General features: G+C 68.3%; 21 protein-coding genes. 8 read left to right on the plus strand and 13 right to left on the minus strand.

Features of this window, described 5'->3' with window-relative positions; translation table 11 throughout:
• Positions 1-18: 18 nt before the first annotated feature.
• Entirely contained in the window at positions 19-1,038 is a 1,020-nt protein-coding gene (locus G6N18_RS14220; RefSeq protein WP_083003502.1) for an alcohol dehydrogenase catalytic domain-containing protein, read from the minus strand.
• Positions 1,039-1,166: 128 nt separating this feature from the next.
• Between G6N18_RS14220 and G6N18_RS14225 the strand changes: the two genes are divergently transcribed.
• The gene (locus tag G6N18_RS14225; RefSeq protein WP_083003588.1) at positions 1,167-1,850 is read left to right on the plus strand and encodes a DedA family protein; all 684 of its coding nucleotides are present in this window, start codon (positions 1,167-1,169) and stop codon (positions 1,848-1,850) included.
• Here the strand turns inward: G6N18_RS14225 and nhaA are convergent.
• The 7 genes from nhaA to clpB all read right to left on the minus strand — a co-directional run bounded on the left by nhaA (position 1,847) and on the right by clpB (position 10,839).
• Positions 1,847-3,685 carry a Na+/H+ antiporter NhaA gene (gene nhaA / locus G6N18_RS14230; RefSeq protein WP_234783648.1) on the minus strand — a complete coding sequence of 613 codons (1,839 nt, stop codon included), beginning with the start codon at positions 3,683-3,685 and terminating at the stop codon, positions 1,847-1,849. The genes G6N18_RS14225 and nhaA overlap by 4 nt on opposite strands.
• 14 nt (positions 3,686-3,699) lie before the next feature.
• Complete coding sequence (locus tag G6N18_RS14235) at positions 3,700-4,803, minus strand: glycoside hydrolase family 76 protein (RefSeq protein ID WP_083003509.1); 1,104 nt, start codon at positions 4,801-4,803, stop codon at positions 3,700-3,702.
• A gap of 155 nt (positions 4,804-4,958) precedes the next feature.
• A complete protein-coding gene (locus tag G6N18_RS14240) occupies positions 4,959-5,633 on the minus strand; it encodes a TrmH family RNA methyltransferase (RefSeq protein WP_083003512.1) in 675 nt (224 codons plus the stop codon).
• Positions 5,626-6,525, minus strand: coding sequence for a hypothetical protein (locus G6N18_RS14245; RefSeq protein ID WP_083003516.1), 900 nt, complete (start codon positions 6,523-6,525; stop codon positions 5,626-5,628). The genes G6N18_RS14240 and G6N18_RS14245 overlap by 8 nt, the downstream gene beginning before the upstream one ends.
• Positions 6,526-6,537: 12 nt before the next feature.
• Entirely contained in the window at positions 6,538-7,314 is a 777-nt protein-coding gene (locus tag G6N18_RS14250) for an SDR family NAD(P)-dependent oxidoreductase (protein ID WP_083003519.1), read from the minus strand.
• A gap of 14 nt (positions 7,315-7,328) precedes the next feature.
• A complete protein-coding gene (ttfA, locus tag G6N18_RS14255) occupies positions 7,329-8,168 on the minus strand; it encodes a trehalose monomycolate transport factor TtfA (RefSeq protein WP_083003522.1) in 840 nt (279 codons plus the stop codon).
• 124 nt (positions 8,169-8,292) lie between these two features.
• Complete coding sequence (clpB, locus tag G6N18_RS14260) at positions 8,293-10,839, minus strand: ATP-dependent chaperone ClpB (RefSeq protein ID WP_083003526.1); 2,547 nt, start codon at positions 10,837-10,839, stop codon at positions 8,293-8,295.
• 191 nt (positions 10,840-11,030) lie between these two features.
• Between clpB and G6N18_RS14265 the strand changes: the two genes are divergently transcribed.
• Both G6N18_RS14265 and G6N18_RS14270 read left to right on the plus strand, forming a co-directional pair.
• Complete coding sequence (locus tag G6N18_RS14265; RefSeq protein WP_109749489.1) at positions 11,031-11,444, plus strand: Rv0361 family membrane protein; 414 nt, start codon at positions 11,031-11,033, stop codon at positions 11,442-11,444.
• A complete protein-coding gene (locus G6N18_RS14270) occupies positions 11,444-12,097 on the plus strand; it encodes a GAP family protein (protein WP_109749490.1) in 654 nt (217 codons plus the stop codon). The genes G6N18_RS14265 and G6N18_RS14270 overlap by 1 nt, the downstream gene beginning before the upstream one ends.
• On the opposite strand, the gene G6N18_RS14275 is transcribed toward G6N18_RS14270, so the two are convergent.
• Positions 12,092-12,724 (minus strand): TetR/AcrR family transcriptional regulator, encoded by a 633-nt coding sequence (locus tag G6N18_RS14275; protein ID WP_179962307.1) that lies wholly within the window; start codon positions 12,722-12,724, stop codon positions 12,092-12,094. The two genes, G6N18_RS14270 and G6N18_RS14275, sit on opposite strands and share 6 nt — an antisense overlap.
• A gap of 99 nt (positions 12,725-12,823) precedes the next feature.
• Between G6N18_RS14275 and G6N18_RS14280 the strand changes: the two genes are divergently transcribed.
• The 3 genes from G6N18_RS14280 to G6N18_RS14290 are packed head-to-tail and all read left to right on the plus strand — an operon-like array spanning position 12,824 to position 15,983.
• Complete coding sequence (locus tag G6N18_RS14280; protein ID WP_083003535.1) at positions 12,824-13,834, plus strand: hypothetical protein; 1,011 nt, start codon at positions 12,824-12,826, stop codon at positions 13,832-13,834.
• 18 nt (positions 13,835-13,852) lie between these two features.
• Positions 13,853-15,019, plus strand: coding sequence for an FAD-binding oxidoreductase (locus G6N18_RS14285; RefSeq protein WP_083003537.1), 1,167 nt, complete (start codon positions 13,853-13,855; stop codon positions 15,017-15,019).
• A gap of 58 nt (positions 15,020-15,077) precedes the next feature.
• Positions 15,078-15,983 carry an aldose 1-epimerase gene (locus G6N18_RS14290; RefSeq protein ID WP_083003539.1) on the plus strand — a complete coding sequence of 302 codons (906 nt, stop codon included), beginning with the start codon at positions 15,078-15,080 and terminating at the stop codon, positions 15,981-15,983.
• Here G6N18_RS14290 and G6N18_RS14295 read toward each other — a convergent pair.
• Genes G6N18_RS14295 through dnaK form a run of 4 tightly spaced genes read right to left on the minus strand, consistent with a single transcriptional unit; the run spans position 15,980 to position 20,083 of the window.
• Positions 15,980-16,348, minus strand: a complete 369-nt coding sequence (locus tag G6N18_RS14295) for a heat shock protein transcriptional repressor HspR (RefSeq protein WP_083003542.1) — start codon at positions 16,346-16,348, stop codon at positions 15,980-15,982. The genes G6N18_RS14290 and G6N18_RS14295 overlap by 4 nt on opposite strands.
• A 26-nt stretch (positions 16,349-16,374) precedes the next feature.
• On the minus strand, positions 16,375-17,556 hold the full coding sequence (dnaJ, locus tag G6N18_RS14300; RefSeq protein ID WP_083003545.1) for a molecular chaperone DnaJ: 1,182 nt from the start codon (positions 17,554-17,556) through the stop codon (positions 16,375-16,377).
• Between the two features lie 23 nt (positions 17,557-17,579).
• A complete protein-coding gene (grpE, locus tag G6N18_RS14305) occupies positions 17,580-18,218 on the minus strand; it encodes a nucleotide exchange factor GrpE (RefSeq protein WP_067220776.1) in 639 nt (212 codons plus the stop codon).
• Positions 18,215-20,083, minus strand: a complete 1,869-nt coding sequence (dnaK, locus tag G6N18_RS14310) for a molecular chaperone DnaK (protein WP_067220781.1) — start codon at positions 20,081-20,083, stop codon at positions 18,215-18,217. The genes grpE and dnaK overlap by 4 nt, the downstream gene beginning before the upstream one ends.
• A gap of 276 nt (positions 20,084-20,359) precedes the next feature.
• Between dnaK and G6N18_RS14315 the strand changes: the two genes are divergently transcribed.
• Together G6N18_RS14315 and G6N18_RS14320 are read left to right on the plus strand one after the other, a co-directional pair.
• Complete coding sequence (locus tag G6N18_RS14315; protein WP_083003547.1) at positions 20,360-20,959, plus strand: hypothetical protein; 600 nt, start codon at positions 20,360-20,362, stop codon at positions 20,957-20,959.
• On the plus strand, positions 20,944-21,606 hold the full coding sequence (locus tag G6N18_RS14320; RefSeq protein WP_083003550.1) for an RES family NAD+ phosphorylase: 663 nt from the start codon (positions 20,944-20,946) through the stop codon (positions 21,604-21,606). Before G6N18_RS14315 ends, G6N18_RS14320 begins: the two co-directional genes overlap by 16 nt.
• The last annotated feature ends 10 nt before the right edge of the window (positions 21,607-21,616 follow it).

Below are 21,616 nucleotides of genomic sequence, written 5' to 3' on the forward strand. Positions count from 1 at the left end.
CCCACCGAACGGCCCACCTCACATGGTCAAGACCATGCGGTACCGGGCCCGACCCTCCTCCATCGCGGCGTAGGCCTCGGCGGCCTCTGCCAGCGGCCGCTCCTCGATTCGCGCCCGCACCCCACTCTGCACGGCGAACCGCATCGTCTCCTCGACGTCTCGCGACGTGCCCGACGGATGCCCGCTCACGCTGAGCCCTTCGTTGATCAGCTGGATCGGCGCGATCGGCAGGGGATCGGCGGTCACACCGATGATGACGAGCTCCCCCTGTGGCCCGAGTCCCCCGACGGTGTCGGCCATCGCCTGCGAATTGGCCGCCGTCGCGAGCACCACCGCGGCACCGCCGAGTCCCTTCAGCGCCGACGCGACATCGACGGCCCGGGAGTCGATGTAGTGGTGAGCACCCAGCTCTCGGGCGTCGGCCTCCTTGTCCGCACCCCGCGCGATCGCCACGGTCTCGAAGCCCATCGCGCGGGCGAACTGCACGCCCAGGTGCCCGAGACCTCCGATTCCGAGCACGGCCACGAGATCGCCGGCCTTGGCCCGCGTTTGGCGCAGGCCGTTGAAAGTGGTCACACCGGCGCACCCCATGGGAGCGGCCTCGGCGAACGACAGACCCTCGGGAATGCGGGCCAGCGCCGTGACCGGAGCGGTCACCGATTCGGCGTAGCCACCGGGATAGTGCCAGCTCGGCACCTGCATGCGCTCGCACTGCATGAACCGCCCCTTGCGACACGGCACACATCGGTTGCAGTTGCCGCCGAACCATCCGACGGCCACCCGGTCGCCCACGGCAAAGTCCCCGTCCTGCACACCTCTGCCCAGCTCGGCGACCGTGCCCGCGATCTCGTGGCCCAGCGTGATCGGCCACTGCAGGTTCGGGAATGCGCCGGCCACAAAGCCGTGATCGGTGCCGCATACCCCACATGCGGCGACGTCGATTCGCACGTGATCGGGGGGCGGCGACGTGGTTTCCACCTCGGCGAGGGTCAGGGGGGCGCCTACGGATTCGACGAGAACCGCCTTGTGAGTCGGCATGACCGGAACATTATCGACGGCATATCGGCCGCGTCGCGCTTCGCCGTTTCGGGCCAGGCACCCGGTGGCCGGTATCTTGGGGCACTGTGACGATCTCGGCCCTTGCGGCGACCGACCAGCTGGCGCTCATGCCGGACTTCCTCGACCCGATGACGCTGCTCGGCTACTTCGGCACGTGGGCGCTGGTCGGGCTGCTGGTGGTCATCTTCGTCGAGTCAGGGGTGTTGTTCCCGATTCTGCCCGGCGACTCGCTGCTGTTCGTGGCGGGCATGCTCGCCGCCGGTACGGCCGCGCTGGCCGAAGGCGGCGGCGAGGTCATCAACTTCCAGCTGTGGCAGCTGCTGGTGTTCATTCCGATCGCCGCCATCCTGGGCGGCCAGGTCGGCTACTGGATCGGCCGCAACATCGGCACCGCGATGTTCAAGCCGGATGCGCGGTTCCTGAAACAGAAGTACCTCGAAGAAGCGCACCTGTTCTTCGAACAGCGCGGGCCGTTCGCGATCGTCATTGCCCGGTTCGTGCCGATCGTGCGCACGCTCGCCCCGCTGACCGCCGGCGCTGCCCGGATGAACTACGGGGCCTTCACGATGTTCAACGTGATCGGCGCGGTCGTATGGGCCGTCGGGCTGACGCTGCTGGGCTACTGGCTCGGCCGGTTCGAGATCATCCAGAAGCTGCTCGAGCCGATCGTCGTCGCGATCGTGGTGGTCTCCGTGCTGCCGATGTTCATCGAGTGGTTCAAGCGGCGCCGGGCCGCCAAGCGGGCCGGGATCGCGGCGCCCCCGCTCGACTCCGGCGAGCAGCCGGGCTAACGGCCGGATCGACCGCGCTCGAGCGCGCGGATCAGGCTGGCGGCGTCCCACGGGCCCCTGTGCCGCTTGCCGTTGACGAAGAACGTCGGCGTCGAGTTCAGGTCCATCAGCTCCGCGTCCTGCGCGTCGTCCTGCACGTGGTGCAAAGCCTTCGACGCGTGCACGCGCACGTCCTGGTCGAACCGCTCGATGTCGCAGCCCGCCGCCACGGCATAGCGGTACATGTCCGACCACTCCAGGTCGTCCTGGTGGCCGAACAGTTCCCGCGCCATCTCCCAGAACCTGCCCTGCGCCGCGGCCGCCTCGCTCGCCCGCGCGGCGTCGAAGGCGCGGGGGTGGGCGCGTTCCAGCGGTAGGTGGCGCCACACATAGCGCAGTTCGGCGCCGAAGTGGTCGCGCACTTCGTCGATCGCGCCGGTGGCCCGGCTGCAGAACGGGCACTCGAAGTCGCCGTACTCCACAAGCGTCAGCGGGGCGTCGGGATCGCCCTTGATGTGGTCACGATCCGGGTCGACGGGCCGCAGCAGTTTCAGCCCGACCGGGTCCGGCGGGCTGAGCCAGTCAGTGATCCGGAAGATCGCCCAGCCGAGCAGGAATGCGACCACCGAGGCGATCAGCACGCCGATGATCGCCTGCTCCTGGCGCTGCGGGTCGTCGATCGCGATGTCGACGATGAAAAGCGAGATCGTGAAACCGATTCCCGACAGCGCGGCGCCGCCGGCGATGCGGCGCAACGTCAGGCCGGGCGCCAGTTCGCCGACGCCGCTGCGTTGCATCACCCACGTCGCGGTGGTGATGCCGACGAACTTGCCGACCACCAGACCGGCGACGATGCCCCACGTCAGCGGCGAGCGAAGCGCAGCCGTCACGCCGGCCGCATCCAACACCACCCCGGCGTTGACCAACGCGAACAGCGGCAGCACCACGAACGCCACATAGGGTCGCACGTCGGTCTGCAGGCGTTCGTTGATCGAGATCGAATCCCGCAGACCACGGGTCACCTCGCGGGCGTAGCGCGAGTTCGGTGACTGGCGGAACGCGCGAATGCGCGCGACGACCTCCTCGACCTGGCTGCGTTCCGGGGAGAACACCGGAATCAGCAGCGCCACCGCGACGCCGGCCAGCGTCGGGTGCACACCGGCCATGAACAGCCCCACCCACAGCGAGACGCCGAGCGCGGCGTAGGCGGGCCCGCGCGCCGCGGGCAGGAATCGCACCAGCGCGAGCGCCACGATGATTCCGATCGAGACCGCAAGCGGCGCAACGTTGATGCGGTCGGAGTAGAACAGCGCGATCACCCCGAGCGCGCCGACGTCGTCGACGACGGCCAAGGTCAGCAGGAAGGTCCGCAGCCGGGCCGGGAACTTCGGTTTGATGATCGCCAGCGCGCCGATCAGGAACGCGGTGTCGGTGGAGATCACCACACCCCACGCCTGCGCGTTCTCGCCGGAAGGGTTGAACATCAGGAAGATCGCGGCGGGCACCGCCAGGCCGGCGATCGCCGCCACCACCGGCACAGCCGCCCGGGCCCGGTCGGTGAGCTCCCCGATGGCGAACTCGTGCTTCACCTCGAGCCCGACGATGAAGAAGAAGAACGCCATCAGGCCGTCGTTGATCAGGTGTTTGACGGTCATCTCGAAGCGGTGCTCGGCGAAGGCGAGCCCGACGTGAGTGTCGAGAAAAGCCCAATAGCCGTGCGCCCACGGGGAATTCGCCCAGACGAGCGCGGCGATGGTGAAGAGCAGCAGCAGGGCGGCCGCGGTGTTCTCTTCGGTTTTGACCGCCTTGGCGTCGCCGCTGAACCGTGTCGGTAGCAGCCGGACGATCCGCGGCACCGAGTGTGAGGTGCTCACTCCTCGGTCACGGTGTGGGCGGCTTCCATCAGCATCCATCCCGACAGCTGCACCGACATGTCGCGTTCGGGCACCTCGGAGGCGTTGACCGCACCCTCGACGAACTGCGCCTGACTGCCTGCGGCGGTGGGGATTTCGGCGGTGCGCTCCCAGAACGCGCCGAACAGGGGCAGCCCGTCGACGGTCTGGCGGTTCTGCCACGCCGCCTCCGCGGAGCCGAGCACCATTGAGCGGGCGGTGTCGCGGGCCGCGGCGTCGTCGTCGCCGTGCTGCGGCAGCGTGGTCGCGACCAGCGCGAGATAGCGCGCCAGGATGCCGTTGAACAGGCCGCCGTCGCCGCCGCCGGCGCCTTTGATGACGCCGTCGGGTGCCATGTTCTCGGCAACCGCGGCGACCAGCCGGTGCACCCGCCGGGCGTGGTCGGGGTCATCGGTGCGCGCAGCCAGTTCGGTCTCCAGGCCCAGCACCACGCCCTGGCAGTACGTGTACTGGGCCCGCACCAGCGAGCCACCCTTGATCCCGTCGAACACCAGGTGGCTGTCCGGGTCGATCAGGGTCTCGTCGATCCAGTCCGACATCTGCTGGGCCCGACGCAACCGGTCGTCGTAGCGGGCCAGGAAGATCGCCGCCGGGCCGTTGGCCGGGGCGTTGAAGAACTGGTCCTGCTTGCGCCACGGGATGCCGCCGCCGTCCTCGGGCACCCAGGCGTTGACGAACTGATCGGCCAGCTTCTCCAGCGCCTTGGGCCGCTCCACCCCCGCGAGCCGGCCTGCGCGTTCCAGCGCCAGCGCCAGCCACGCCATGTCGTCGTAGTAGTCGTTGATCCACCGCAGGTTGTTGCGCAACCGGTGCGAGCGGATCTGGCGGGCGATCATCTTCTGCCGCTCGGGTTGCGGGTCGCGCACCTGCGCGTCGACGAGGTTGTCCAGCAGATGCGCCTGCCACCAGTAGTGCCAGGTGCCGAACAGTCGGTGCTTTCGCGCCGCGGGCCAGGCCACCACGCCCAACTGGGTACCGGGCAGCCACCACAGCTTCTTCAGATGACGTTTGACCATCGCGGATTCGGCGCTACCTGCGCGGTTGGCCCAGAGCTGATCCATGCTCTTGATCCTGCCCTACCAGGCGTCGGTGTCCCGTCGGAATCGGCGACGCATGCCCGTGATTCGTTGGCCGCAGCCACCATCGCCGCGGGGGTGGGGCGGTGCTGATGCTGGCGTCAGCCCTGGCGGTGTGGCTCCTGCTGCGCAGTGAACCGCTACCAGGCCAAGCCGAGGTCGGCGTGCTGGGCGATCCAGGCGTGCATCGCGATACCGGCGGCGACGCCGGCGTTGATGCTGCGGGTCGAGCCGAACTGTGCGATCGAGACCACTGACGCCGCACCGGCTTTGGCGTCCTCGGTGATGCCGGGGCCTTCCTGACCGAAAACCATCAGGCATTCCCTGGGCAGGGCGGTGTGTTCGATGCGCGAGGCGCCGGGAATGTTGTCGACGGCGACGACGGTCAACCCCGCGTCTGCGGCGAACGCGAGCAGGTCCGCGGTGGTGTCGTGATGGCGTAGCCGCTGATAACGGTCGGTCACCATCGCGCCGCGGCGGTTCCACCGCCGCCTGCCGACGATGTGCACGGTGTAGACGGCGAACGCGTTGGCCGTGCGCACCACCGCGCCGATGTTGGCGTCACTGCCGAAGTTCTCGATCGCGATGTGCAGCGGGTGTCTGCGGGTGTCGATGTCGGCGATGATCGCGTCCCGAGTCCAATACCGGTACGCATCAACGACATTGCGGGTGTCGCCGTCCCGCAGCAGCACGGGGTCGTAGCGCGGGTCGTCAGGCGGCGGGCCGGTCCACGGACCGACGCCGGGGCCCTCACCCCACTCCGTCGGTCCCGGAGCCGCGGCGGCGGCGACATCCTGCCCGGGCGGCTCAGGCATCCTCGGTCCACAGCGCGGCATGCGTGCCGACCAGCGAGACCGTCGCATACAGCAGGGCTTTGTTGATCTCCCCCTGGGTGCACAGCGACGCACGAACCTGGACCGCGTCGCGGGAGGCGTCGGGTAGCACCAGCACCGAATCGCCGTAGATGTCGCAGGCGTGGCTGAGCCCCGGCGGGGGCAGCGACGGCGACACCAACACCATCGACGGCCCGCCGCGCCGCTCGGAGGCGTCGCGGTACTGCTCTGCCAGGCCGCTGATCTCGAGGCCGATCAGCATGTAGCCCTTGCCGGTGAACGCGTTCGGGTCACCGAGCGCCGTCGGGTCGAGCATGGCGCCGTCGGCGCGAAACGCGTCGAGGCTCGTGGTCTTGAGGGACAGCCCGGTGTCGTTGTCCCTGACGGCGGGCAGCCCGACGGGGAACGCCGCGGGGTGCGCGACGGTGGTGCCCGGCGTGCGGTCGCTCGGCGAGTAGGCGTACACGCCTCGGACCTGCACCTGGTCGCGCGCCGGCCCGATGCACACCGTGCCGGTGAGGCGGTCGGGTGTCGGCGCCGAAAGTGGTTGCACCTCAAGGTTCGTCACGTCGCGGCAGCCGCCGATCGCGTTGGCCTCGATCGGGTGTGCGAGGGCCCCGTAGAGGCCGAACCGGATGTCTTCGGGCTTGGTGTGCGCGCCACCGGGTTCCGACGGCGACGCGTCGACGTCGAACAGGACGTAATCACCGTCGAAGCGCAGGTTCGACACCGACATGTTCCAGCCCAGCGTCGCAAGCGATTCGCCGATGGTCGCAGTCTGCGCCGAGTAGGGTCGCTCCAACCGGTCGTCAGTGGAACACGCCGAGGCCGCGACGACGACGATCGCTGCCAGCGCTGCGATCAGCGCGCGCACGTAAGACAAGCTCTACGTCCTGCTGCGGCCACGGCCGACGACTTTCGTCATCGCTCGCACCAGGTTTCGCGGCACGAACCGCCCGCCGACGGTCAATGCCTTGTACTGCAGGCCCGGCACGATCACGACCTTGTTCCTGGCGGCACCGGCGATCGTCTCGCGCACCACGTCATCGACGTCGAGCCAGAACCACGACGGGGTGCCGCTCATGTCGATGCCGGCGCGTCGGTGAAACTCCGTGCGGACGAACCCCGGGCACAGCGCGTGCACGCCGACGCCGGTACCGCCCAAACCGTTGGCCAGCCCCTCGGAGAACGCGATCACCCACGCCTTGGACGCCGAATAGGTCGACCCCCGGCCGGGCAGCAGGCCGGCGACGCTGGCGACGTTGATCACCGTGCCCCGGTGTGCGGCCAGCATCGGCGGTAGCGCGGCGTGCGTCAGCTCCATGACAGCGGTGACGTTGACGTCCAACTGCGACTGCAGCAGCGCGAGGTCGGCAGTCCAGAACTCGCCGGAGGTGCCGAACCCCGCGTTGTTGACCAACACCTGCACGCCGGCGGTCAGCCGGTCGGCGACCTTGGCCCGGTCGCCGGCCTCGGCGAGATCGGCGGCGAGGACCTCGACGTCCGCGCCGGTTTCGTCCCGCAGTTCGGCGGCCAGGCGCTCGAGTCGCGCTCCATCGCGCGCGACGAGGACCAGGTCATGACCGTCGCGCGCGTACCTGCGCGCGAATCCGGCGCCGATGCCGGACGTCGGCCCGGTGATCAGTGCGACGGGACGAGACATGCTCTAAACATTACTTACCGCTGATAGTGCGGCGACTGCCGTCCGTTGCGCGACGGCGGTTGCCGCCGGGCCGCATTGGGGCGAGCGGGCGGCTGCTGGGGATAACGAGCGGCTTCGGGACGCGCAGGTGCCTCGGCGCGGTCGGGGGCCGGTTCGGCGCGGCCGGCGGCGGGGGTGAGCGGTCGGCTCGGCGACCCGCTGCGCCGGGCCAGTGCGGCCTGGCTGCCCGGGCTCGCCATGGCCTGCGGAGTCGGCGGCAGCACCCTCAGCAGGTCGTTGAACTGACGGACGGTGCGCAACCCCTCGTCCCACTGCGCCCGCGTGCTGGTGACGGGCATGGACACCAGCGTCCAGTGCTCTTCGTTCCACATGATCTCGGCGCAGTCCGGGGCGGTGTGGGCGAACGTCACCATCCGCCGGTCGCACGCGCGCCGCGCGGCGTCGAGGTTGGTGGAGTAGACCATCCGCGGCCCGATCGCGCCGAGCAGCCAGATGTCGTTCTCCCGCGGCTCTTTGATGCCCTTGAGCCGCAGGTCCACGACGACGTTGGTGCCGACCTTACGGTGCAGCGCGATCACCGTCGCCACGTCCTCGAGGTCGAAGATGAACACCGCCTCGCCGCGGATCTGGCCCAGCACGACGTTCTTGGCGGTGACGTCGCCGACGGTCGACATCACGCCGCGCTTCCAGCGGTTGACGATGTCGTGCGATTCGTTTTCGTAGTCGAAGCCGTGCGACTTCGCCCAGGACTTGCGCCGGCGTCCCAGCCCGCGTCGACGGTCGACGTCGACGTACAGCAACACCGCCGCACCCACGAAGCAGAGTGCGGACAGCGTGAACCAAAGCGGAACCATTGCGCCCTAGCCTACTTGCAGGTAGTCCTTAATCCCGAACTCATCCTGATCACGAGACCATCTCACCCGTGAAACTGTCCCCTGCCTTCGGTGTGGCCCCAGCCGCCGCAGTCTCGATGGGGGCTCAGCCCAGGACCAGCGAGTCCCCGTCGGGGCTGACGTTGACCGGCACCACGTCGCCGTCGTGCACCTCACCGGCGAGCAGCATCTTGGCGAGCTGATCACCGATGGCCTGCTGAATCAGCCGGCGCAGCGGCCGGGCGCCGTACTGCGGGTCGAAGCCGCGCTGCGCCAGCCACTTCTTGGCCGGCAGCGACACCTCGAGGGTGAGCCGCCGCTGCGCCAACCGCTTGGCCAGCTGCTCGAGCTGGATGTCGACGATGTGGACCAGCTCCTCGGGGTTGAGCCCGTCGAACACGATCACGTCGTCGAGCCGGTTGATGAACTCGGGCTTGAACGCCCCGCGCACCGCGGCCATCACCTGTTCCTCGCTGCCGCCGGCACCGAGGTTGGACGTCAGGATCAGGATGGTGTTGCGGAAGTCCACGGTGCGGCCCTGCCCGTCGGTCAGCCTGCCCTCGTCGAGCACCTGCAGCAGCACGTCGAACACGTCCGGGTGGGCCTTTTCGATCTCGTCGAACAGGATCACCGTGTACGGACGCCGTCGCACCGCCTCGGTCAGCTGACCGCCCTGGTCGTAGCCGATGTAGCCGGGAGGCGCACCGACGAGGCGGGCCACCGAGTGCTTCTCGCCGTACTCGCTCATGTCGATGCGGACCATCGCGCGTTCGTCGTCGAACAGGAACTCCGCCAACGCCTTCGCCAGCTCGGTCTTACCGACACCGGTAGGGCCGAGGAACATGAACGAGCCGGTCGGCCGATTCGGGTCGGCGACACCGGCGCGGCTGCGGCGCACCGCGTCAGAAACAGCCTGCACGGCCTTGCGCTGGCCGACGACGCGTTTGCCGAGCTCGTCTTCCATCCGCAGCAGCTTGGCGGTCTCGCCCTCGAGCATCCGGCCCGCCGGAATGCCGGTCCACGCCGACACCACGTCGGCGATGTCGTCGGGCCCGACCTCCTCCTTGAGCATGAGGTCCTCGCGCGCCTCGGCCTGTGGCAGCGCCGCGTCGAGCTTCTTCTCGACCTCCGGGATACGGCCGTAGCGCAGTTCGGCGGCCTTCTCGAGGTTGCCGTCGCGTTCGGCTCGGTCTGCCTCGCCGCGCAACACCTCGAGCTGCTCCTTGAGCTCGCGGACGATGTCGATGGCGCCCTTCTCGTTCTGCCAGCGGGTCGTCAGCTCGGCCAACTTCTCCTTGTGGTCGGCCAACTCGGCGCGCAGCTTCTCCAGCCGCTCCTTTGAGGCGGCGTCCTCTTCCTTGGAGAGCGCCATCTCCTCGATCTCGAGCCGACGCACCAGCCGCTCGACCTCGTCGATCTCGACGGGCCGCGAGTCGATCTCCATCCGTAACCGCGATGCGGCCTCGTCGACGAGGTCGATGGCCTTGTCGGGGAGGAACCGGCTGGTGATGTAGCGGTCGGACAGCGTGGCCGCCGACACCAGCGCCGAGTCGGTGATCCGCACGCCGTGGTGTACCTCGTAGCGGTCCTTCAGTCCGCGCAGGATGCCGACGGTGTCCTCGACCGACGGCTCGCCGACGAACACCTGCTGGAAGCGGCGCTCCAGCGCGGCGTCCTTCTCGATGTGCTTGCGGTACTCGTCGAGCGTGGTCGCGCCGACCAGGCGCAGCTCGCCGCGGGCGAGCATCGGCTTGATCATGTTGCCCGCGTCCATCGAGGACTCGCCGGTCGCGCCGGCGCCGACGATGGTGTGCAGCTCGTCGATGAACGTGATGATCTGGCCGGCGGAGTTCTTGATGTCGTCGAGCACGGCCTTGAGCCGCTCCTCGAATTCGCCGCGGTACTTCGACCCGGCGACCATCGAGCCCAGGTCCAGGCTGATGACGGTCTTGTCGCGCAGGCTCTCGGGCACGTCGCCGGCGACTATGCGCTGGGCCAGGCCCTCGACGATCGCGGTCTTGCCGACGCCGGGCTCACCGATGAGCACCGGGTTGTTCTTGGTGCGACGGGACAGCACCTGAACGACGCGACGGATCTCATTGTCGCGTCCGATGACCGGGTCGAGCTTGCCTTCCTTGGCGCGGGCGGTCAGATCGGTGGAGTACTTCTCCAGCGCCTGATAGGTGCCTTCGGGATCCGGGCTGGTGACGCGGGCGCTGCCGCGCACCTTGACGAAGGCTTCGCGAAGCGCCTGCGGGGATGCGCCGTGGCCGGTGAGCAGCTTGGCGACATCCGAGTCACCGGTCGCCAAACCGACCATCAGGTGTTCGGTCGAGACGTACTCGTCGTCCAACTCCGTCGCCAGGTGCTGGGCAGCGGTGATCGCGGCCAGGGCCGGAGGCGACAGCTGCGGCTGCGCGTTGGAGCCGGACGCGCTGGGCAACCGGTCCAGGAGCCGCTGGGTCTCGGCGCGGATGGTCGCAGGTTCGACGCCGACGGCCTCCAGAAGCGGCGCGGCAATGCCATCGTTTTGAGTCAGCAGGGCCATCAACAGGTGGGCCGGCGTGATCTGCGGGTTGCCTGCGCTGGTCGCCGCCTGCAACGCCGCGGTCAACGCCGCCTGGGTCTTGGTCGTCGGGTTGAACGAGTCCACGACACGTCGCCTTTCTTGGGTTCATGAGCTATCGGAAATGCTTGTCGCATGGTTCAACGTCGTCAATCTTGAGTCTGTTCCGCTCAAGTCTAGCCAATTTCACCGACTCCAAACATCGCCCGGCCTCCGCAGATCGCAACACGCCGCTCACAAGTCACAGCTTTCACACCGGTATCGGCGACGCTTGTCCCATGCGTCGACTCGCCGCCATGCTCGCGGCCGTCGCGGTAGGCGTCTCCAGTTCGCCCGTGCTGACCGCGCCCGCGCACGCCGCCAGCGATGCCGACCAGGTCCGCGCCGTCCTCGACGGGATGAACGGCTCGTACAACCGCTCGGATTTCGCGTCGTTCGCCGCGCACGTCTGCGCCGCCATGCGCAACGCCGACGGTTTCCGGTCAGAGTGGTACGCGAGCCGCAGGGCGGACGGCCCCACCCGGATCTCGGTCGACTCGGTGACGGTGGCCGGCCACCCCGCATCCTCGGCCGTCGCGACCGTCCGGTTCGCGGCCGAAAACCGGCCCAGCGCCAAGACCTTCGATATCGACTTCGTCCGCGAGGGCAGCGACTGGAAGGCCTGCCACTACCACCCGACGCGAGCCGCATAGTGCTCACCGAACTGATTCCGCTGGCGCTGGTGATCGCGCTGTCGCCGCTGTCGATCATCCCGGCGGTGCTCGTGCTGCACACGCCGCGGCCACGCCCGACCGGCCTGGCCTTCCTCGCGGGCTGGCTGATCGGGCTCACCGTGCTGACCGTCGTTTTCCTGCAGGTGTCCGGGCTGCTGGGCGGCCGGGAGGACAGGCCGCCGGGATGGGCGTCGTGGTTGCGCATCGTGGTGGGCGCGGCACTGATCGTGTTCGGCCTCTACCGCTGGTTCACCCGCAAGACGTCGGCGCACGCGCCACGCTGGATGCAAGGCCTGGCCAAGCTGACGCCGCTGCGCGCCGGCGCCACCGCCGTTATCCTCACGGTCGTCAACCCCAAGGTCTTGTTCATCTGCGCGGCAGCGGGTTTGGCCATCGGCACGGCGGGCATCGACGATCCGGGCGGCCTCTGGATCGGCGTCATCTGGTTCGTGGCGATCGCCGGTTGCACTGTCGCGCTCCCGATTCTGGCCTATACGGTGTCGGGCGATCGCCTCCGCGAACCGCTGATCCACCTCAAGGACTGGATGGAGCGACAGCACGCGGCGCTGGTCGCAGCAATCCTCGTCGTCGTCGGAGTTCTCGTGCTGTACAAGGGAATTCACGGGCTATAGAGCCGGCAGTCCGAGTTCGGCGGCATCGGCGGTCAGGTACCTCGTGACCGTCGGCGCCAGCAACCCCACCAGATCGTCGTCCGGCAGCGATGCCAACGGCTCGATCTTCATGACGAAGCGCAGCACCGCGGTCCCCACGAGTTGGCCCGCGGCCAACAGCGCGCGCAACCGGGCCTGCTCCCCGCCACCTAGCTCCCCGGACACCGCGGTCAAGACGTAGTTCTGCATGAACCCACGGAACGCCTCGTGGGCGTCGGGGTTCGACGTGGCCGACTGCAGCATCGCGACCATCGTCGGGCCCGATTCCGGCGACTGCCAGATGTGCAGATACGTCCGAATCAGCCGGGTGCCGATGTCAGGGTCGTCGTCGGGCCCGCCGGCGATGGCCCCCGCCAACACCTGCGGGTCGACGATCAGGCTCAGCGCCTCCCGGAACAGGTCGGCCTTGGAGCCGAACAGGTACAGCACCATCGATGGATCGACGTGCGCATCGCGGGCGATCGCCCGAAGGGTCGTCCTCTCGTACCCCTCGGCGCCGAACCGCTTGCGCGCGGCGGCCAGCACGGCATCCCGAGACACCGGTTCCCCCAGGCGGCGTCCGCGGCGCGTTTTCGCAGGTGATGGCATACAGCCAGGCTATCATTTCAATAGATGTTGAAATAGTGGCGGTGTGGAGTTACGCTGCCAGCACCAGTAATTCAACGACGAATGAAAAGGGTTTTGGCCATGACTACCGAAACGGCTGCGAGGCCCAACCACCAGGCATCGGGCGGCCACGAGCCGCCGGCCGCGATCCGTGCGACCGGCGTGGTGGTCGTGCTCACCGTTGTGATCGCGATCGTCGCGCTCGCTTTCGCACTGCCCGCGGCACGCACCGCACCGCACGACGTGCCGATCGGCGCGGCCGGACCGCAGGCGGCGAGCGGCCAGGTCGCCGCGACGATGGAGCGGCAAGCGCCGGGCGCGTTCGTGTTCACCTATTACCCAGGCGCACAGGCGCTGCGCGAGGCCATCCGCAACCGCGACGTCTACGGCGGCATCGCGCTCGGGCCCGACGGGCCCACGCTGATGATCGCCACCGGCGGCAGCCCGATGATCGCCCAGATGCTGACCCAGATCGGCAACGGCATCGCCCAGAAGACCGGGGCGCAGTTGCAGGTCGAGGACTTGGCGCCGCCGACCGCTGACGATCCGCGCGGAGCGGGGTTGGCCGCGTCGGCGCTGCCCATCACGCTGGCCGGTCTGCTGCCCGCGATCGCGCTGCTGTTCGCGCTCAAGCGGGAGGTGTGGACCCGGTTCACCGCCGCGGTGGTGTTCGCGGGCGTGGCCGGCGTGTCGATCGCCGGGCTGCTGCGCTGGGTGCTGGGCTCGATCGACGCGAATTTCTGGGGCGTCACCGGCGCGCTGACGCTGGGCATCCTGGCCACCGGCTTGACCCTGCTGGGCCTTGGGTCGTTGTTCGGCCGGGTCGGCCTGGCATTGGGCGCGGTGAGCGCGCTGCTCATCGGCAACCCGCTGTCCGGCCTGAACACCGCACCTGAACTGCTGCCGAGCGGTTGGGGACAGTTCGGACAGTTGCTGCCCCAGGGCGCCAACGCCACGCTGCTGCGGTCCGCCGCGTTCTTCGACGGGGCCGGCGCCACGATGCCCGTCATCGTGCTCACCTGCTGGACGGCGTTCGGGGCCGTGCTGATCGTGATCGCGGCGCTTCGACAGCGGAGGACCAGCTCAGCCTGACACTTACACTGGGGCCGCGTGGGACTCGACGACCGTGACGCGCTGCGCGTGCTGCGCGACGCGGTCGATCCCGCGCTCGGCTCCGGTGAGCTGGTTCGCCGCTTCTACACACACTGGTTCGCCATCGACACCTCGGTGCGCGACCTGTTTCCGCCGGACATGGAAGCGCAGCGCAACCGGTTCGCCCAAGCGGTCACCTGGGTGCTGGGTGAGCTCGCCTCCCAGCGAGCCCAGGAGCCGGTGGCGTTCCTCGCCCAGCTCGGCCGAGATCACCGCAAATACGGTGTGGCACAACATCATTACGACAGCATGCAGAACGCGCTCTACAGCAGCTTCCGCAGTCATCTGGCCGAGTGCTGGGACGACACGCTCGCCGAGGCTGCGCGTGACGCCGTGGCACTGATGATCGGGATGATGCGGGGCGCCGCCGACGCCGAGCAGGGCCCGCCGTTCTGCGACGGCACGGTGATCGAGCACATCCGCGCCACCCGCGACGTCTCCGTCGTCCGGTTGCAGTTGGACCGCCCGCTGTTCTACCACCCGGGTCAGTACGTCACGGTGCAGGTTCCGCAGTGGCCGCGCCGGTGGCGCTACCTGAGCCCGTCGATCCCGACCGACCCTGCCGGCGCCATCGAGTTCCACATCCGCTCGGTGTCCGGCGGCATGGTGAGCACCGCCATCGTCGGCGAGACCACGCCCGGCGACCGGTGGCGGCTGTCCCACCCGCACGGCGGCCTGCACATCAACCGCGACGGCGGCGATGTGTTGATGGTCGCGGGCAGCACCGGCCTGGCGCCGCTGCGGACGCTGATCATGGATCTCACCCGCTGGGGGGTCAACCCGCGAGTCCATCTGTTCTTCGGCGGCCGCTTTCCGTGCGACCTCTACGACCTGCGCACCCTGTGGCAGATCGCTTCGCAGAACCCGTGGCTGTCGGTCACCCCGGTGTCGGAGTTCAACGTCGACCCGCCGTGGGCGCGCGACTACCCCGATGTGCACCCGCCGCGCGGCCTGCATGTGCGGCAGACCGGCAGGCTGGCCGACGTGGTGACCCGCTACGGCAGCTGGGGTGATCGGCAGATCCTGATCTGCGGTGGACCGGAGATGGTGACGGTGACGAAGGCCGCGTTGATCGCCAAAGGGGCACCGGCCGAACGAATTCAACACGATCCGCTGCATTCCTGAACACGCGCGAGGCCGCGCACGACAACCGTCAGTGCAGTCTCGGCGGTAGCTTCGTGTCATGGCCGACTTCGAAACCGTCACGCTTCGCGACCCGTCGTCCGCGCTGACCGCATCGTTCGTGCCGTCCGCGGGCATGGTGGGCACCTCGCTGGCCGACGGCGGCGACGAGTTCCTCAGCCAGCGTCGCGGCCTGACCGCCTACGTCAACGACGGCAAGACCATGGGCATCCCGATCCTGTACCCGTGGGCGAACCGGTTGAGCGCCAACACCTATGAGGTCGACGGCACCATAGTCAGCCTGACCCCCGGCACAGGCGGCGTGCGAACCGACGAGCACGGAGCGCCGATCCACGGCGTACTCGCCGGCTACCCCGGCTGGCGGGTCAGCGCGCAAACGGAGAACAGCCTGACCGCGGTGCTCGACTACGGGGGCGACCCACAACTGCTCGCGGCGTTCCCATTCCCGCACCTGCTGACACAACACGTGACTCTCGACGACCGGACACTCACCATCGAGACGACCGTCGCCCCCACCACGTCGGCACCCGTACCGCTGTGCTTCGGCTACCACCCGTACCTGAGAATCCCCGGCGTGGCCCGCGAGGAATGGGCGCTGAGCACCCCGACGCTGCGCCACCTGCCGGTCGACGACAACGGCATTCCGACCGGAGCCCAGGCACCGTGGCCGGCCAGGACCGAGCAGCAGTTGAAGATCACGGCATACGACGACGGCTTCGACCGGGTGCCCGCGGGCGCGGTGTTCACGCTCACCGGCGGTGACCACCGCATCGACGTGACGTTCGAAAGCGGCTATCCCGCAGCGCAACTCTTCGCGCCCACCAACGATGACCTGATCGCCATCGAGCCGATGGCCGCCCCGACCGACGCGCTGCGGCGGGGCGGATACCGAAAAGCGGCCCCCGGCAAGCCGGAGACCGCTCGGTTCTCGATCACCGTGCGCTAGCGTTTGTTTCGCGGCTGCCAGACGACCAGCGCCGTGCTCTTGGGGCGTGGCTGGGCGCGCAGCGCCTCCACTTCCTCGCTCAGCTCCCGCACCCGGGCCTGCAACGCCTCGACCTGATTGGTCAGCTCGATGATGCGCTTGATGCCGGCCAGGTTGACACCTTCGTCCTGGCTCAACCGCTGCACCTCGCGGAGCAACTCGACATCGTGCTGCGAGTAACGCCTGCCGCCACCCGAGGTCCGCTGCGGGCGCACCAGGCCGAGCCGGTCATAGGTGCGCAGGGTTTGCGCGTGCATGCCCGCCAACTCGGCGGCGACGGAGATCAGGAAGGTGCGGGCCTCCTGCTTGGACCGTTTCTCTTTCATCTAGTGCTCCTCGCGTGCGCGGCACATCACGCACCCGCCCATCCGGCCCGCGGATCGAAGCCGCTGGCCCGCTCCGCTTTCGCGTAGGCCTCCAGCGCCTCGACCGCCTCCCCTTCGAGGTTCGGCGGCACCGCCACCTTGACCGTCACCAACAGGTCGCCGTGGCCGCCGGAGCGTTTCGGCACACCGCGTCCGCGCACGCGCAGAATGCGGCCGTCCGACGTGCCCTTGGGCACTCGCACACCGACCTTGCCCTCCAGCGTCGGCACCGAAAGTGTTGTCCCCAGGGCCAATTCATGGAAGCTGACGGGAACCGTCACGGTGAGGTCGTCGCCGTCACGGCCGAACACCCGGTCCGGGCGCACGTGGACGGTGACGTACAGGTCGCCCGAGGGCGCGCCGCGCAGACCCGCTTCGCCCTGGCCCGCCAACCGGATCCGCTGGCCGTCCTCGACGCCGGGCGGGATCCGCACGTTGATGGTGCGGGTACGGGTGGTCACGCCGGTGCCCTTGCACTCCTGGCAGGGGTGCTCGATGATCGACCCGCTACCACGGCATTCGGTGCACGGCTCGGAGAATCCGAACGCACCCTGGTTGCGGTTGATCACGCCGGAGCCGTTACAGCTCGGGCAGACTTTCGGGCTGGTGCCCGGGCGCGCCCCGCTGCCATGACAGTTCGTGCACGGCGCAGGACTGGTGAGCCGCAACGGCATCGCCACGCCCTTGGTGGCCTCCAGGAACGACAGCTCGGCCTCGGTCTCGAGGTCGTTGCCGCGGCGCGGCCTGCTGGGCCGCGGTTGCTGGGCGCCGCGGCCGAAGAGGCCGCCGAAGAGGTCGCCGATGTTCGCGCCACCGGTCTGACCGGCCGCGTCGAACAGGTCGTTCAGGTTGAACTCGACGCCGCCGTCCGAGCCGCCGAAGCCACCGAAGCCACCGCCGCCTCCGAACCGGCCGCGGCCGAATCCGCCGTTGGCGAACAACCGCCGGGTCTCGTCGTACTCCTTGCGCTTGGCCGGATCGGTGAGCACCTCCTTGGCCTCGGACACGGCCTTGTACCGTTCCTCGGCCGACGAATTGCCCGGGTTGCGGTCGGGATGATTCTCCGCGAGCAGCTTTCGCGCCGCCCGCTTGATCTCCTGGTCGCTGGCGTCGGAGGAGACGCCGAGCTCCTTGTAGAAGTCTTTTTCGACCCACTCACGTTGGGCCATACCGCGTCACCTCCTTACCGGTGTCACTCCTGGTCTGATTCTGCTGGTTCTGGCGCCGCGTCGCCGCCGTTATCGGCCGAGGCCTGCGCTTCGGGCGCGTCGGGCACCGTGTCGACCACGCCGACCATGGCGTGGCGCACGACCTGTTCGCCCACCTTGTATCCGCGCCGCATCACGGTGCCCAGCACGGGGTGAGTGCCGTCGCCCTCGTGCTGCACGGCCTCGTGCAGTTCCGGGTCGAACTCGTCGCCTTCGGCGCCGAATGCCGAAAGACCCTGTCCCTCTAGCGCACTGACCAGCTTGTCGGCCACCGCCTTGAGCGGACCGCTCTCCAGGTCACCGTGGCTGCGGGCACGCTCGAGGTCATCGAGGATCGGCAGCAGCTGCGTAATGACCGAGGCCTTCGCCCGGTCGGCCGCCAACTGCTGATCGCGCAGCGCCCGCTTACGGTAGTTGGTGAAATCGGCCTGCACCCGCTGCAGATCGGCGAGCAATTCGGAGGCCTTGTCGGCCTCTGCACCTGCGTTCTGCGGCGAGGGCTGGTCCGGCGCCGGCCCACTGGGGGCCGGCTCGGAACCTGCTTCTCTCACTTCACCGGTGACCGGATCGATGCGCCGTTTGTCGGTGACGGTCACCGGCTCGTGCGGATCGTTTCCTGTCACTTGTTCTCCCCACCCTTGTCGGACTCGTCATCGACAACTTCGGCGTCCACGACGTTGTCGTCTGCCGGCGCACCGGCATCCGCCCCGCCGCCTGCCGCCTGCTCGGCCTGGGTGGCCTCGTAGATGGCCTGGCCCAAGCCCTGCGACTCGACACCCAGCTTCTCCATCGCCGATTTGATCTCGGCGATGTCGGTGCCTTCGAGCGCCTTCTTGGCGTCGGCGATGGCCGCGTCCACCTTGCTCAGCGTGTCCTCGGGGACCTTCGAGCCGCCTTCGGCCTCACGCTGTTCCTTGACGAACTTCTCCGTCTGGTAGACCAGCGACTCGGCCTGGTTGCGAACGTCGGCCTCTTCGCGACGCTTGCGGTCCTCCTCGGCGTGCGCCTCGGCATCCTTGACCATCCGGTCGATCTCTTCCTTGGACAGGCCGGAGCCCTCCTGGATGCGGATCGTGTTCTCCTTGCCGGTGCCCTTGTCCTTCGCGGTCACGTGCACGATGCCGTTGGCGTCGATGTCGAACGTGACCTCGATCTGCGGCACGCCACGCGGCGCCGGCGGGATACCGGTCAGCTCGAAGCTGCCGAGCAGCTTGTTGTGCGCGGCGATCTCGCGCTCACCCTGATAGACCTGGATCTGCACCGACGGCTGGTTGTCGTCGGCAGTGGTGAAGGTCTCCGACCGCTTGGTCGGAATGGTGGTGTTGCGCTCGATCAGCTTCGTCATCACGCCACCCTTGGTTTCGATGCCGAGGGACAGCGGCGTGACGTCAAGCAGCAGAACGTCTTTCACCTCACCCTTGAGCACACCGGCCTGCAGCGCAGCGCCGACCGCGACAACCTCGTCCGGGTTGACGCCCTTGTTCGGCTCCTTGCCACCGGTCATCTCCTTGACCAGATCGGAGACCGCCGGCATCCGTGTCGAGCCGCCGACCAGCACCACATGGTCGATGTCGGACACCGAGATACCGGCGTCCTTGACCACCTGCTGGAACGGCTGGCGGGTGCGGTCCAGCAGATCCTGGGTGATGCGCTGGAACTCGGCGCGCGTCAGCTGCTCGTCGAGGAACAGCGGGTTCTTGTCCGCGTCAACGGTGATGTAGGGCAGGTTGATCGAGGTGCCCTGGCTCGAGCTCAGCTCGATCTTCGCCTTCTCGGCGGCCTCCCGCAGGCGCTGCATGGCCATCTTGTCCTTGGTCAGGTCGATGCCCGAGGTGCCCTTGAACTTGTCGACCAGCCAATCGACGATCCGGTCGTCCCAGTCGTCGCCGCCGAGGTGGTTGTCACCGCTGGTGGCACGGACCTCGACCACGCCCTCGCCGATCTCGAGCAGCGAGACGTCGAACGTGCCGCCGCCGAGGTCGAAGACCAGGATCGTCTGTTCCTTCTCGCCCTTGTCCAGGCCGTAGGCCAGCGCGGCCGCGGTGGGCTCGTTGACGATGCGCAGCACGTTGAGGCCGGCGATCTGGCCGGCTTCCTTGGTGGCCTGGCGCTGGGCGTCGTTGAAGTAGGCGGGCACGGTGATGACCGCGTCGGTGATGTCCTCGCCGAGGTAGCTTTCGGCGTCGCGCTTGAGCTTCTGCAACGTCCGGGCGCTGATCTCCTGCGCGGTGTACTTCTTGCCGTCGATCTCCACGGACCAGTCGGTGCCCATGTGCCGCTTGACCGAACGGATGGTCCGGTCGACGTTGGTCACCGCCTGGTTCTTGGCGGGCTGGCCGACCAGCACCTCACCGTTGCGCGCGAACGCGACGACGGACGGCGTGGTGCGGGAGCCCTCGGAGTTGGCGACGACAACGGGATCGCCACCCTCCAGTACCGCGACGACGGAGTTGGTGGTCCCGAGGTCGATTCCGACCGCACGAGCCATAGTTGTTCCTCCCTGAATAGTCCTGCTAAGGGTCTGAGTGCACCGCACTCAAGACTGCGCCGACACACCCTACCCTGTCAACTCAGACCTGAGCCTGACTCACTCAACTGTCGATGGCATCAACGGGGGTGTCGGGCGATTTGTTCCCGGACGTGGCGTGCCGCGGAGGGCGCATGGATCGTGCCAGGCCAGGCCTGTACGCGATGGCAGGTCATAGTCCATTAACGGTGATATACTGCCGTTAGCCACCGTTAAGCAACCGCGAAGGTTCCCACAATGACCACAGATGAGCTCGACCAACTCCTGCTAGACCGCTTCAACCTGCACCGTTCCGACCTGATCGCGGCACTCAAGACGCTCCCCGCGCATCGGCCGTGGGCGGCCACACTCACCGCCGACGAGGCCCGGCTACTCGACGACGTCGGCTTCACGGACGACCCGCAAGCGTACGCAGAGATCGCAGCCGATGTGACCGCCCACATGGCCAGGCTCTACAGCACTGCCTATACCGCCGCCGAGGTCAAAGAAGGACTGAGCGTCAACGATTCCCGCGTGCGACAGCGCCGCCTCGCCCGCACGCTATGGGCGATCAGCGACGGCGGCACGTGGGTGTACCCCGCGATTCAGTTCGAGATCGTCGACCGCGGCCGCGACGAGCCACGCAAGCTCAAGCAGGTCCGCGGCCTTGACGAGGTGCTGCCGGCTCTGCTCGCCAGGGAGCTGCACCCCACTGCGGTAGCTAGCTTTCTCATGACCCCGCAGCTCGATTTACGAATCGATGGTCAACCAAAGTCGGTGCGGGAGTGGCTGTTGCACGGTGAATCCGTCGAGCCCGTACTCGGACTGATCGAGATCGGCGAATGGGCGGCGACTTGACCGTCGACCCCACGCTGCCGGGCCCTCCGCCACCGCACGGACTGCGTTCGCTCGGGATCGACGATGACGAGATGCGCGCGATCGACGTCAACGAGATCTGGTGGCGCGTCCATCGCACTGAGGGCGAGCACATACTGGCGTGGAACGCATTGCGCACTTTCGGGCCGGTGCTGCGGTTCGACCCTCATCCCCTCCCCAAAGGTGAACATCTGCAGCATGGCGTTTGGTACGGAGCCTCAACCCCGTGTGCTGCACTCGGCGAGGCCTACCAAGTGGACCGGACCATTGACCGTGAACGCCGCCGCCCATACCTAACCGGCTTGTCATTCACCCGCCCACTCATGGTCCTCGACCTCGCCGCTGACAGCCAGGGAGCGTGGGCCACACGCGCCGGCGGCACGTTCGCCATCTCGACAGCCCCGCATACCGTGACTCAGCAGTGGGCGCGGCACATCACAGAGGCATTCCCCGACCTCGACGGCCTGCGCTACAACAGCCGATTCGCTGGCGACCCATGCCTAGCACTGTTTACACCGGCCACATCTGCGATGCCGGCCCGACCGAGAATATCGCTGCCCCTGGCTCATCCCGATCTAGCCGGCCGCATCGCCAGCGCGGCGAAACGTCTCGGCTACGGCGTGGTTTGACAGAGGATGC

The organism is Mycolicibacterium celeriflavum (assembly GCF_010731795.1).
Lineage (GTDB): Bacteria > Actinomycetota > Actinomycetes > Mycobacteriales > Mycobacteriaceae > Mycobacterium > Mycobacterium celeriflavum.

Coding starts and splice junctions, on each gene's coding strand:
- G6N18_RS14265 (WP_109749489.1), top strand. CDS start 11,031: ATGCGTCGACTCGCCGCCATGCTCGCGGCCGTCGCGGTAGGCGTCTCC.
- G6N18_RS14295 (WP_083003542.1), bottom strand. CDS start 16,348: ATGAAAGAGAAACGGTCCAAGCAGGAGGCCCGCACCTTCCTGATCTCC.
- G6N18_RS14225 (WP_083003588.1), top strand. CDS start 1,167: ATGCCGGACTTCCTCGACCCGATGACGCTGCTCGGCTACTTCGGCACG.
- G6N18_RS14290 (WP_083003539.1), top strand. CDS start 15,078: ATGGCCGACTTCGAAACCGTCACGCTTCGCGACCCGTCGTCCGCGCTG.
- ttfA (WP_083003522.1), bottom strand. CDS start 8,168: ATGGTTCCGCTTTGGTTCACGCTGTCCGCACTCTGCTTCGTGGGTGCG.
- G6N18_RS14275 (WP_179962307.1), bottom strand. CDS start 12,724: ATGCCATCACCTGCGAAAACGCGCCGCGGACGCCGCCTGGGGGAACCG.
- G6N18_RS14240 (WP_083003512.1), bottom strand. CDS start 5,633: ATGCCTGAGCCGCCCGGGCAGGATGTCGCCGCCGCCGCGGCTCCGGGA.
- G6N18_RS14280 (WP_083003535.1), top strand. CDS start 12,824: ATGACTACCGAAACGGCTGCGAGGCCCAACCACCAGGCATCGGGCGGC.
- dnaK (WP_067220781.1), bottom strand. CDS start 20,083: ATGGCTCGTGCGGTCGGAATCGACCTCGGGACCACCAACTCCGTCGTC.
- G6N18_RS14320 (WP_083003550.1), top strand. CDS start 20,944: ATGGGCGGCGACTTGACCGTCGACCCCACGCTGCCGGGCCCTCCGCCA.
- dnaJ (WP_083003545.1), bottom strand. CDS start 17,556: ATGGCCCAACGTGAGTGGGTCGAAAAAGACTTCTACAAGGAGCTCGGC.
- G6N18_RS14315 (WP_083003547.1), top strand. CDS start 20,360: ATGACCACAGATGAGCTCGACCAACTCCTGCTAGACCGCTTCAACCTG.
- G6N18_RS14220 (WP_083003502.1), bottom strand. CDS start 1,038: ATGCCGACTCACAAGGCGGTTCTCGTCGAATCCGTAGGCGCCCCCCTG.
- G6N18_RS14235 (WP_083003509.1), bottom strand. CDS start 4,803: ATGGATCAGCTCTGGGCCAACCGCGCAGGTAGCGCCGAATCCGCGATG.
- G6N18_RS14250 (WP_083003519.1), bottom strand. CDS start 7,314: ATGTCTCGTCCCGTCGCACTGATCACCGGGCCGACGTCCGGCATCGGC.